Origin of the sequence: Aneurinibacillus thermoaerophilus (assembly GCF_900099925.1) — a bacterium.
Taxonomy (GTDB): domain Bacteria; phylum Bacillota; class Bacilli; order Aneurinibacillales; family Aneurinibacillaceae; genus Aneurinibacillus; species Aneurinibacillus thermoaerophilus.
Map to the genome: position 1 here is coordinate 98,430 of NZ_FNDE01000002.1, position 12,760 is coordinate 111,189.

At 45.1% G+C, this 12,760-nt stretch carries 11 protein-coding genes; all 11 read left to right on the forward strand.

Annotation, left to right across the window (positions count from 1 at the left end; translation table 11 throughout):
* Positions 1-7 precede the first annotated feature (7 nt).
* The gene (gene polA / locus BLR88_RS01780; protein ID WP_091259843.1) at positions 8-2,656 is read left to right on the forward strand and encodes a DNA polymerase I; all 2,649 of its coding nucleotides are present in this window, start codon (positions 8-10) and stop codon (positions 2,654-2,656) included.
* 42 nt (positions 2,657-2,698) lie between these two features.
* Positions 2,699-3,529: a DNA-formamidopyrimidine glycosylase gene (gene mutM, locus BLR88_RS01785; protein ID WP_091259778.1), complete on the forward strand. Its 831-nt coding sequence runs from the start codon at positions 2,699-2,701 to the stop codon at positions 3,527-3,529.
* A 93-nt stretch (positions 3,530-3,622) separates the two neighbouring features.
* Positions 3,623-4,285, forward strand: a complete 663-nt coding sequence (gene ytaF, locus BLR88_RS01790) for a sporulation membrane protein YtaF (RefSeq protein ID WP_091259780.1) — start codon at positions 3,623-3,625, stop codon at positions 4,283-4,285.
* Between the two features lie 17 nt (positions 4,286-4,302).
* Positions 4,303-4,914, forward strand: coding sequence for a dephospho-CoA kinase (gene coaE, locus BLR88_RS01795; protein ID WP_091259782.1), 612 nt, complete (start codon positions 4,303-4,305; stop codon positions 4,912-4,914).
* 27 nt (positions 4,915-4,941) lie between these two features.
* On the forward strand, positions 4,942-5,517 hold the full coding sequence (locus tag BLR88_RS01800; RefSeq protein ID WP_057899684.1) for a lytic transglycosylase domain-containing protein: 576 nt from the start codon (positions 4,942-4,944) through the stop codon (positions 5,515-5,517).
* 182 nt (positions 5,518-5,699) lie between these two features.
* A complete protein-coding gene (locus BLR88_RS01805; RefSeq protein WP_057899683.1) occupies positions 5,700-6,734 on the forward strand; it encodes a glyceraldehyde-3-phosphate dehydrogenase in 1,035 nt (344 codons plus the stop codon).
* 144 nt (positions 6,735-6,878) lie between these two features.
* Positions 6,879-7,346 (forward strand): transcriptional regulator NrdR, encoded by a 468-nt coding sequence (gene nrdR, locus BLR88_RS01810; RefSeq protein ID WP_057899682.1) that lies wholly within the window; start codon positions 6,879-6,881, stop codon positions 7,344-7,346.
* A gap of 96 nt (positions 7,347-7,442) precedes the next feature.
* Entirely contained in the window at positions 7,443-8,939 is a 1,497-nt protein-coding gene (locus tag BLR88_RS01815) for a replication initiation and membrane attachment family protein (protein WP_139184886.1), read from the forward strand.
* A 13-nt stretch (positions 8,940-8,952) separates the two neighbouring features.
* On the forward strand, positions 8,953-9,882 hold the full coding sequence (dnaI, locus tag BLR88_RS01820) for a primosomal protein DnaI (RefSeq protein ID WP_091259786.1): 930 nt from the start codon (positions 8,953-8,955) through the stop codon (positions 9,880-9,882).
* A gap of 177 nt (positions 9,883-10,059) precedes the next feature.
* Positions 10,060-11,187: a cyclic dehypoxanthinyl futalosine synthase gene (gene mqnC, locus BLR88_RS01825; protein WP_091259789.1), complete on the forward strand. Its 1,128-nt coding sequence runs from the start codon at positions 10,060-10,062 to the stop codon at positions 11,185-11,187.
* Between the two features lie 287 nt (positions 11,188-11,474).
* On the forward strand, positions 11,475-12,122 hold the full coding sequence (locus BLR88_RS01830; RefSeq protein WP_057899678.1) for a hypothetical protein: 648 nt from the start codon (positions 11,475-11,477) through the stop codon (positions 12,120-12,122).
* Positions 12,123-12,760 lie beyond the last annotated feature (638 nt).

Sequence of the window (12,760 nt, forward strand, 5' to 3'; positions counted from 1 at the left end):
AATGGAAATGAACGAGAAATTAATGATTATTGACGGCAACAGCATTGCCAACCGGGCTTTTTACGCACTTCCTCTTCTGACGACAGAAGAGGGTTTGTATACAAATGCGGTGTACGGATTTACCACTATGCTGTTGCGCATGATGGAAGAGGAGAAACCGACACATTTGCTGGTAGCGTTTGACGCGGGCAAGGTTACATTCCGGACGGAAGAATATAAAGATTATAAAGGCAAACGTCTAAAAACGCCGAGTGAGCTGTCCGCGCAGTTTCCGCTGTTGAAAGAATTGCTCGAAGCTTTTGGCGTCAAGCATTACGAGCTGAACGGGTACGAAGCAGATGATATCATCGGAACGATATCCGCGCGGGCGGAAGCAAACGGCTTTGAGACGCTGATCGTATCTGGAGACAAGGATATGCTGCAACTCGTCTCAGATAAAACGCATGTCGCCTTGACACGCAAAGGTATTAGCGAAGTGGAAAGGTATTCTCCGGCTGAGATTGATGAGAAGTATGGTCTGACGCCTGCGCAGATTGTTGATTTAAAAGGACTGATGGGTGACACCTCTGACAACATTCCTGGCATTCCGGGGGTTGGCGAGAAAACAGCGCTTAAATTACTGCATGAATTCAAGACGGTGGAAGGCGTTCTTGAGCACGTTTCTGAAGTAAAAGGTAAAAAGTTGCAGGAGAAAATCGAGGCACATGCGGATGATGCGCGCATGAGCAAACAGTTAGCCACAATTCTTCGTGATGCGCCGATTGCACTTTCGCTCGATGAGCTTAAATATCAGCCGTATGAACGGGAAAAGGTTGTGCCGGTACTGGAGCGGTTCGCTTTTAAATCCCTGCTGGAGCGTCTGGGCTTTGATTCAGCGGAAGCGGACGCTTTGTTGCAACAGGAAGAGAAAGAGATCGAATTTGTGACGATTACAGAAGAGAACAGGGATAAGTGGGCGGACAAACTAACGTCGCCTATGGCGGTCATGGTAGAAGTGGACGCAGAAAATTACCATGGAGCTCCGATTCATGGCGTTAGCCTGGTGAGCGAAGATGTACGGCTGTATGTGCCGTTTGGGCAGGTCAAATGGCCAGCGCTTGTGGAGTGGATGGCTGACCCAGAACAGAGGAAATGGATATATGATGCTAAGCGCAGTCAGGTGGCGCTTGCATGGAAGGGCATTTCGCTGGAAGGGATCAGCTTTGATGTATTGCTTGCTTCTTATTTAAGCAATCCATCGGAGACGAATCATCAATTGTGTGATGTGGCGGAAAGATACGGCATCAAGCTGGCCTCTGACGAGACGATATATGGAAAAGGAGCCAAACGCTCCGTACCGGACATATCGGTTCTAGGGCCGCACATTGTGCGCAAAGCGGATACCATCTATCGTCTTTATGATAGAATGAACAGTACTTTGAGAGAAGAAGGGCTTACAGATCTGTTGTATGATTTAGAATTGCCGCTTGCGGCCGTGCTCGGCGCAATGGAGAAACGCGGCGTACGTGTGGATAAAGAACGGCTCGATGAAATGGGTGTGGAGCTTAAGGAGAAGCTTGAAGGGCTTACCAAGGAAATTCATCGCCTTGCCGGCACGGAATTTAATATTAATTCGCCGAAACAGTTGGGTGAGATTTTATTTGAAAAATTGCAACTGCCTGTGATCAAAAAGACGAAGACCGGTTATTCAACGAGCGCCGATGTGCTTGAGAAGTTGGAGGGAGCCCATGAAATTGTGCCGCTTATTCTTGAATTCCGCCAGCTGGGTAAATTACAGTCAACGTACATTGAAGGGTTAAAGAAGGAAATTCATGAAGAAACAGGTAAAATTCATACATCATTTAATCAGGCGGTTACAGCGACCGGACGTCTAAGCAGCACGGAGCCAAATCTGCAGAACATTCCAATCCGCCTGGAAGAAGGAAGAAAAATTCGGCAGGCATTTGTGCCGTCTGAGCCGGGCTGGTATATTCTTGCCGCCGACTATTCACAGATTGAATTGCGCATTTTAGCACACATTTCGCAGGATGAAAATTTAATTGATGCGTTCCGCAAAGATATGGATATTCATACCCGCACCGCGATGGATGTATTTGGGGTAGAAGAAGACGAAGTGACATCGCTTATGCGCCGTCAGGCAAAGGCGGTTAATTTTGGCATTGTGTACGGGATCAGCGATTACGGTTTATCGCAAAACTTGCATATCACGCGAAAACAAGCGGCTGAATTTATCGAACGTTATTTCTCCGTCTTTCAGGGAGTTAAGCGTTATATGGACAATATTGTCGTTGAGGCAAGGAAAAATGGGTACGTAACAACGATGTTGAATCGCCGCCGGTATTTGCCTGATATTAATAGCAGTAACTTTAACCAGCGTAGCTTTGCCGAGCGTACGGCAATGAACACGCCGATTCAAGGGACGGCGGCTGATATTATTAAACTGGCGATGGTGAATGTGGCGCGGCGGATGGAAGACGAGAAGCTGGCGAGCCGCATGCTTTTGCAGGTGCATGATGAATTAATTTTTGAAGTGCCAGAGCACGAACTTGAAACGATGTGCAGGCTTGTACCGGATGTGATGGAAAATGCACTACCGCTGGATGTTCCGCTGAAAGTGGATGTGAATTATGGAATAAACTGGTACGAAGCGAAGTAGAAGTAAATGTAGAGAAAGCGATAAGCAAAGGAGAGAAACTGAATGCCAGAATTGCCAGAAGTGGAAACGATCAGGCGCACGCTAAGCAAGCTGGTCATCGGCAAAACAGTTGCCGATGTTATTGTGGGTCTGCCGCGCTTAATTAAAGCACCGGATGATGTCATGCAGTTTGTTGAGTTGCTGAAAGGGCAGACAATCCGGGAAATCGGTCGGCGCGGAAAGTTTTTGCTTTTTTGTCTGGATGATTATGTGCTGGTGTCTCACCTGCGTATGGAGGGGCGTTACGGTCTCTATCGGACAGGAGATGAAGTAGAAAAGCATACGCACGTCATTTTCCGGTTTACGGACGAAACGGAACTGCGGTATAAAGATGTGCGTACTTTCGGGACAATGCACTTGTTCCCGAAAGGACAGGAAATGGCTGGCCCTCCTCTTCATAAGCTGGGACCGGAGCCGCTGGATGAAGCATTTTCCGCAGCTGTTTTGAAAGAAAGGCTTGGGCGGAGAAAAACAAAAATAAAGCCTTTATTGTTAAACCAGGAAATTATCGTTGGTTTGGGGAATATTTATGTTGATGAGGCGCTGTTTCAGGCCGGGATCCATCCAGAGAAAACCCCGGACGAACTAACGGATGATCAATGGGAGAAACTGCATGTGAGCATTGTACAAATTTTGCAGAAATCCATTTCATTAGGCGGCTCGTCCATTAAGTCATATGTAAATGGACAGGGAGAAGCGGGCCGTTTCCAGCACACGTTAAAAGCATACGGGCGTACGGGAGAACCTTGCTTCGTATGTGGCACCCTGATCGAAAAATTTGTTGTCGGGGGCCGTGGCACACATATTTGCCCGAATTGCCAGCCACGCAATTAAGAGGCACCCCTTTCTTTCCTTCTCATATACTGTAACAGGTGCCCATGCAAAATAAAGCGCACGAAGAATAATGGATGGGAAGGAGGAAATAAGGTGCTGCACATTTTTTCACTCCTGGTGCTGGCTTTTGCGGTCAGCCTTGACGGTTTTGGTGTCGGGGTTACGTACGGAATGCGCCGCATTAAAATTCCGGTGCGTTCCGTTCTTATTATTACCGCATGCTCGGCACTGGTCATTCTCGTTTCTATGTATCTGGGCAAGTGGTTGACCTATTTTTTATCGCCCATTGCCACACAGTATGTTGGCGGCTTGATTTTAATTGGCATCGGGCTATGGACAATATATAATGTGAAGCACCAGCAAGCGCGCGAAGAACAAGGGGAAATGGAACAAGAACGACAGATCCAGGAACCTCGTTCGCTAGTTGCTTTTGAAATCAAGTCGCTCGGTCTTGTTATACAAATTTTGAAAAGACCTATTGAAGCGGATATTGACCGTTCCGGGACAATTTCTGGAGTGGAAGCCATGTTTCTGGGGCTTGCTCTTTCTTTAGACGCATTTGGCGCGGGGATCGGCGCGGCGCTTATTGGATATGAACCTTGGGTAACGGCGCTGCTAATCGGAGTAAGTAACTGTTTGTTTATTTTGACCGGTTTAAAGCTTGGATTTATCTACTCGGAAGCGGATTGGATGAAGCGGATGACGTATCTGCCAGGGGTGCTGCTGATTATGTGCGGTTTTTTTAAAATGATTTGAGAGCGAGTTGAAAGGACATGATTGTTGGATTAACAGGTGGCATCGCTTGCGGTAAAAGCACGATATCCCGGATGCTGGCCGAGCGCGATGCCCGTATTATCGATGCGGATATTATTGCGCGTGAAGTCGTTCGACCAGGTGAAAAGGCCTGGTCTCTTATTGTCGAGCGATTTGGACGAGGGATTCTGCTTGACAGTGAAGAGATTGACCGGGTTAAATTAGGTTCGATCGTGTTTGCCGATGAAAAAGCGCGGCTTGCTTTAAATGACATTGTACATCCGGCGGTACGGCAGCGTATGCGTCAGCTGACGCAGGAAGCGCAGGAAGAGGGCGTGTCACTTATTGTATTAGACATTCCGCTTCTTTATGAATCAAAGCTCGAATATATGGTGGAAAAGGTAATCGTTGTCTATTGCACACCCGAACAGCAGTTGGAACGGCTGATAAAGCGCAATGGATTCAGCGCGGAAGAGGCGCGGCGTCGCATTGCGTCACAGATGCCAGTAGAAGAGAAAAAGCTCCGCGCGGATTATGTAATTGACAATAGCGGCACGTTAAAGGAAACAGAGGAACAGGTGGATGAACTGATGGAACAGCTGCTTTCGTCAGATAAAGGCGCGAAACGATAAAGTACGATTGTAGTGAAGGGGTTGAGGATGAAACGATTGAATCGAAAACATGCATTATTTTTCCTATGTCTTCTGGTGGTTTTTCTGCTGTTGGACGCGCCTGTTATCTGGAAAGCGATGTACCCTGTATATTACAAAGAGGAAATCCGTAAATCGGCGCGGCAGTTTGAGGTAGATCCGTATCTAATTATGGCGATTATTCAAGTGGAATCCAAATTTGATAAGAACCGCGTATCGAAAAAAGGGGCTATTGGCTTAATGCAGGTAATGCCTGCGACCGCGGAGTGGGCAATCCGGCAGACAAAAATGTCGCCTATGGCGGTCGATTATTTGGACGAACCGGATACAAATATTTTTCTTGGAACATGGTATGTTTCATTTTTGTACGAAATGTTTAATCATAACCCGTATGCTGTGATCGCGGCGTACAATGCTGGTCCAGGAAATGTTAAAAAATGGATGGAGCGCGGAGTCTGGGATGGAACACCAGAGCATATTTCACAAATTCCGTTTGGCGAAACACGGCATTATGTACAGCGAGCATTATACTACAAACAACGGTACGAAAAAATTTATGCGGACGAGTTTGGCGTTTTGAAGTAAGACAAGCAGCAAAATGAGTTTCTGTTTTATTCAGAGAAAGCAGGACTGTATTTTGCTGCATTTATTTTGTTTGAATATTTAGAAATTAATAAATTTGGGTTGGCATATTGAAAAAAGTGTCATACTTATTATAATAAATACTTGTAATAGTATGGAACATATCCGGGGAGGAGAACGTATTAATGACGACACGAATTGCCATTAATGGATTTGGACGTATTGGACGGATGGTATTCCGTAAAGCGATGAACGATCCGGAAGTTGAAGTGGTAGCAATCAACGCGAGCTACCCTGTTGAAACGCTTGCTCACATGATTAAGTATGACACAATTCACGGTAACCTTTCCGATAATATAGAAGTAAAAGATGATATGATTATCGTAAACGGTCGGGCTACGAAAATTGTTTCTGACCGCGATCCGGTTAATTTGCCGTGGAAAGAATTGGATGTCGAAGTTGTTATTGAAGCGACAGGCAAGTTCCGAGATAAAGAAGGCGCAGGCAAACATATTACAGCTGGCGCGAAAAAGGTTGTTATCACCGCACCGGGCAAAGACGACGACGTAACAATTGTCATGGGCGTTAACGAAGATATGTACGATTACGAAAAACATCACATCATTTCTAACGCTTCCTGCACAACTAACTGCCTTGCTCCAGTAGCAAAAGTGTTAGACGAAGCGTTTGGCATCGAATATGGAATGATGACAACCGTACACTCCTACACAAATGATCAGAAAAATCTGGACAATCCGCATAAAGATCTGCGGAGAGCACGTGCGTGCGGGCAGGCAATTATCCCGACGACAACAGGCGCTGCTCGGGCGGTTGGACGCGTGTTGCCGCAGCTGCAAGGCAAGCTGAACGGTTTTGCACTCCGCGTTCCGACACCGAACGTATCCGTGGTCGATCTGGTGGTAAATGTGAAGAAAAGCGTAACGGTGGAAGAGGTAAATCGCGTGCTGCGCGAGGCGAGCGAGGATAGCATGAAAGGAATTCTCGGCTATACGGAAGAGCCACTTGTATCTGTAGATTTTAACGGCAATGAGAATTCTTCCATTGTTGACGCGCTCTCTACAATGGTAATGGGTGATAAACAAGTAAAAGTGTTGGCTTGGTATGACAACGAGTGGGGCTATTCCTGCCGTGTGCTTGATCTGACAAAGCATGTGTCCGCCGCTGCTTACGCGAAAAAAAAACAGGAAGTAACTGTGTAATTACGGTTTGAAATGGTATTTCCGGCATAGAAAGACGGGACAATCCATATCGGGTTGTCTCGTTTTCTTATGTTTTTGGACTTGACTACAGCTTTTTTCTGGGACAAACTAGGGAAAAGTACGCAATGGAGTGGGGTTGATGACATGCGTTGTCCTTATTGTGCTCACAACGGAACAAGGGTACTCGATTCGCGCCCGGTAAACGATGGAAAGTCGATTCGACGGCGTCGTGAGTGTGAAGAGTGCACAAGGCGTTTTACTACATTTGAAGTCGTGGAAGAAACACCGTTATTAGTCGTGAAAAAAGATGGCGCCCGTGAAGAATTCAGCCGAGAAAAAATTTTACGTGGAATCATCCGGGCCTGTGAGAAGCGTCCAGTTCCCTTAGAAACACTGGAGTCGATCGTCGATAAAATTGAACGAGACCTGCGCAACAGTGGCAGATCCGAGGTGCAAAGCAAAGACATTGGGGAATTGGTCATGAATGCGCTCTATGATGTTGATGAAGTGGCATATGTGCGATTTGCTTCTGTATATCGTCAGTTTAAAGATATTAATGTATTTGTCCAGGAACTTGAAGAATTAATTCGTAACAGCAGGAAAAAAGAATAGAACACGAGCCGGTCACGCGGTGTAAGATTGCGAAGAATAGCGGCGGTGATGCTATAATAAAAAACGAAAAAATTGATGGCATAGGGAGTGATACGGGTGAGATGGCAGGAGACCGTCCCGAATGATCCCTACCTTATCCGGGTGAGGCGGCCGATTAGCAATGTGGAACTCAGTTATTTGATTCATCTGTACCAACCGCTGGTCGGGGCGCTACCTGTCGCACTGTACCAGACATTGCTTTATAACCTTTCGCTGGCGAATTTTTCGGCTGTGCAGGGGTTGCATTATAGATTAATGGTAACAATGGCAGTTCCATTGAATGTCATTGTAAAGGCGAGACATCAATTAGAAGCGATCGGACTTTTGGAAGTATATCAAATTGAGGCGGACGGACAGCGTATTTTTGAATATATTTTACAGCCACCTCATTCGCCGGATATTTTTTTTAGTGACGACACGTTAAGCATTATGCTTTTGAATCGGGTAGGTAAAGAATTTTATCGCAAGCTGCGGCGCCAATTCTCGATCCCGGAGGAATATCGTTTGCCGGAGAATGTGGAGAGAAAACGGATTACGAAAGCGTTTGACGAAGTGTTTTATCATCTTTCCCTGAGTGAAATTACGGTAGAAAAGGGCACTGAGACGTATAATTTCCTTAAAGACGTGAGGGAAGAAAGTCCGCTGCCCTTGTTTGATCCGATGGCGGCGACGCGGCTAAATTACGCGAACTCTCGCCTTGATTTTGAGTTTTTGGAAGCTTCGCTTCCTAAGATGATTAAAAAAGATGGGCTGTTTACGAAAGAAGTAAAGGCTGAGTTAGAAAGCCTGGCCTTCCTATATGGCATTGATAATGAAACAATGGCTCGCTTTTTGCAAGAGCCTTCTGTCATCGAATATGATACGATTGATACCGCTTCGCTACGCCGTCTGGTAAAAGACTGGTTCCGCAGGGAGAATGGCCGGGCCCCAAAAATCGTGTCACGGGAAGAAATTGTGTTTCACTCAGATACGGTGGAGACAGAACGGAAAGAGCGGGAAGAAAAGGCGCTGACGGAGGCGGAAAGTCATGCGTTGCGCCTATCTTCCCTTTCGCCTTTTCAACTTATAGGACTTTATCAGAGAGGAGCCAAGATTGCTCCAGCCGATCAGAAGATCGTTGAAGAATTGCTTGAGGAGTATCAGCTTCCTCCTGGAGTAGTGAATGTGCTGCTGGAGTACGTTATGATGACATATGACCGGCAGCTGCCAAAAGACATCATTTATAAAATCGCCGGTCACTGGAAGCGGAATAACATTAGAACTGTACAAGAAGCGCAGCGCCAGGCCCGGCAATTTTATTCAGAACGGAAAAGTGCCAAGGCGGCTTCTGCCGATAAAAAAGTGTTTACTCGCGCCTCTTCTGGCGGACGAAGCAAGCGGCGTAAAGACGAGATTCCGCCGCTCATACTGGAGCAGTTGGAACGGCAAAAAAACCAGGTGACAGAGGAAAAAACTGCAAAATCATCCAAGGTGGAAATGATAGATGAAGAGTATGAAAGAAAGCGAAAACGAATGGAAGAACTGTTGAAAGCGCTGGGAGAAAGCAAGCAGTAAGGGAGAGGAGAATATGCAGCGTGTGAATAAACTATTGTTTTCTTATAAGGTAAACGGGCGCTATTCATTCGAGGAAATTGTCAATGAAGTGACGGTAAAGCCGGAAGTTATAGAGTTGAGAAAAAAGCATCCGGAGATTGAAACGATTCATATTATGCGATCCCTTTCCCGTATCAAGCAGGCTATTGATGAAGCGGGCCATTGCCGCCGTTGCCCCGGGCTTGCCAAATGTCCGAATCTATTGTGGGGCCACAGGGCGGAACTTGGCTGGACCGGGGTGTCCATTGAAGTGCGCCATACTCCTTGTAAGCTTTATATGCTTGACAGGCAACAAAAAGAACGAGAAAAGCTAATTCGTACACACCATATCCCGAAGGAAATTTTGGCTGCTTCTTTTGCTTCAATAGAGGGAGATAAAGAGAGAATTGATGCGATCAATGCCGTTATGAATTTTTGTGTAACGGTCGAGCCCGGAAAGCCAGGGACAAAAGGGCTGTATTTCTACGGTCCGTTTGGCGTCGGCAAGAGCTACATGATGGGTGCGGCTGCCAAAAAGCTGGCTGAGCGCGGCATTGCTTCGCTTATGGTGTATACGCCCGACTTTTTCCGGGAAATTAAAGATGCGCTGAATGATAATACGGTTCAAGAAAAAATCGCGGTGCTGAAAGAAGTGCCCGTACTTATTCTTGATGATATCGGAGCTGAAACGCTTTCGCCTTGGGCACGTGACGAAGTCCTAGGCGCGATTTTGCAATACCGGGTAAGCGAAAATTTACCTGTGCTTTATACGTCGAATTATACGTATGATGAACTGGAGGAGCACCTTGCACATTCGCAAAAGGCAGGGGTCGAACAGTTAAAAGCGATGCGAATTATGGAACGGATCCGCTATTATACGGATGCGTACAAGGTGGATGGAATCAATCGCCGTATCCGTAAATAACTGTAAAGAAAGACTAGATGAGACAATGGAAAAAGGACGAGCGGGCAGTTTACATGAGTTTTTTACTTGTAGTGAATGACAAAAAGTGAAGACGAACGAAGTGGCCTGATGGAGCAGTAGGCAAGCAGGGGGCATTGTGTTATCATTAAAGGGTGAATGTAACGTTTGGAGGGATAAATCGTGGCGATTGACCAAATATTGGAACGAGGGCTGGCCGGGGAACGGCTGGAATTGGAAGATGGCCTCCGTTTGTATGAAAGCGATGAAATCGAAAAAATGGGTTACTATGCTAATAAAGTGATGGAGAAGTGGCATCCGGAGCCGATTGCAACATTTGTAATCGGGCGCAACATTAACTATACAAACGTGTGCGACACATACTGCCGTTTTTGTGCCTTTTATCGTCCGCCAGGATCGGACGAAGGGTATGTACTTCCGGATGAAGAAATTTTTAAGAAAATCCAGGAAACGGTTGATGTACAGGGAACGGAAATTTTGATGCAGGGAGGAACCAACCCGAATTTGCCTTTGGAATATTATACAAATTTGTTGCGCAACATTAAGAAGCGTTTTCCAAGCATTCACATGCATTCGCTGTCTGTGGCGGAAATCGTAAAAATATCCGAAGTATCGAAGAAACCGGTAGAGGAAGTGTTGCTTTTGCTTAAAGAAGCAGGACTCGACTCTTTGCCGGGTGCGGGTGCGGAAATTCTTGATGACCGGACGCGGAAAAAAATCAGTCGCCTAAAAGGCTCTTGGAAAGAATGGATCGATGTGATGAAAACCGCTAATCGGGTCGGTCTGTCAACAACAGCCACCATGGTTATCGGATTCGGTGAGTCGATGGAAGAGCGCGTGCTGCATTCGTTGCGTATACGTGAAGCGCAGGATGTAATGAAAGCGGAAGGTGGGCCTGGCTTCCTCGCTTTTATTTCTTGGACGTTCCAGCCGGACAACACCAATCTGAAAGCAGAGCGGCTTCCGGCCGAAGAATACTTAAAGAATGTGGCAATTACGCGCTTGCTGATCGACAATATCCCGAATTTCCAGTCTTCTTGGGTCACCATGGGGCCTGAAGTGGGCAAGTTGTCGCTTTCCTATGGTTGCAACGATTTTGGATCGACGATGATGGAGGAGAACGTAGTATCTGCTGCGGCCTGTACGTATAAGGTAAACACGAACCATATTTTGCAGTTGATTCGGGAAGCCGGCAAAACTCCGGCGCAGCGCAACACAAAATATGAAATCTTGCGCGTCTTCAAGGAAGGCGAAATGGCAGAAACCGATTTTGTGATGCAGAACTAGTAAGTATTTATAAATGAGCAAAAATGAATACAATAAATAGGGCTTTTCAGGACTGATTGTACAGTATAGATGCGTAAACGAAAGAAGCGCACATACATAGCAGTATGAGACATTTTCTTTCCTGCTCTGGTAAGGTTATACCATAGGAAAAGAAAAATGTCTCTCTTGTTTTTTATAAGGAGCATCTTTGGCCTTCACCTCATGTCTCTTCGTTTATAAAAATCAGGGTGTCGTAAGAATACGTGAGTATTCGTAAGAAAAACTTTAATTCATAGAGGGAGAGTAAAATGAATAAAACGGTAAAGGTTTTGGCTTGGGGTTTTGGCATCTGCTTATTATTGGTTGTCAGTTTAGTCATCTCGTTTAAAATTGGAACAAAGGGAAGCGAAAAGGAAATGGCCAAGATTAAGGCACAAGCCGAAAGTTATGTAAAAGAAAGATTTACAAGGCCAATGAAAGTATATGATTCGATGTATGATAACATGGGGAATTTCTCCTATTTTGACTATGCTGCCAAAGTGTATTCAGTTAATGAAAACAATCTATCTTTTCTTGTTTTTTATAATCAGGATACAAAGCAATTAGAGGATAACTATGTGGCTAGTAAATGGGGAAGGGATTTGGAAAAAGACTTGTTTCCTTTTGTAGAAAAAGAATGGGGAAAAGTAGATCACTTATGGGTAATATACGACGAACGGGTAGGATATGATTATGAAATCGACGTAAATAAAATGCCTGCTTATAATACCGTAGCAGCGAAGCCATTGATTATTATTGCCATTCCTCGAAAAAAAGAAGCGAAGGATAATGAACGGTATGATAAAACAATTGCGTTTTTGAAAAATCAATTAAAGCTCCAACATGCAGGTGTCTCTTTTGAATATATAAAGGACGGGGTTATTCTGGAGAAAGAAGGAATTTCCCGTGAATTTTAAGAAAGGACGATAATTTTGAGTGCCGGTCTTTACCTTTTTCTTCTTATTTTCAATTCTTTACTTTCAATCATGGTGTTTCCTGGATTTGTTCGGACATGGAAACAGCTCAAGACGGGTAGGATGAAAGGCAGAGCAGTCGTTGTAGCGTTTTCTATTATTTGGTTGTGGATAGTCATTCTTTATCAAACTTTTGTTTATCTTGGATTTATAGATTAAGGGGTGACCGTATCGAAACGGGGGAATGGTACGCTATTTTCACTGTTAAACCGTTATGTGTATGATAGCAAGGATCATGTTGTCGATACGAACTATGGCGAGAAAGACAACAATAGCAAGATGAAATAAAATGACCGCACAAAAAAAAGACCCATTGAACAATCAATGGGTTCAAGGTAGGAGTGGAGAGATTAATTCAATTCCAGGAGGTGTCAACCCATTTAAGGGGGTTGTTTTTATTATAAACGTTTTTGAAAGCGTTATCAATATTATTTTCCAAATTTTTTAATCTTTTTTGAGGTTTTTTGATGGAACATCAGGAAAGAGGAAGTATAAGCTGGCTTGACTTTCACTTTCAGGATTACTATAATCAAAACAACAACATTATACTCAAAAGCAATGACAAGGACACGGTCCCAACC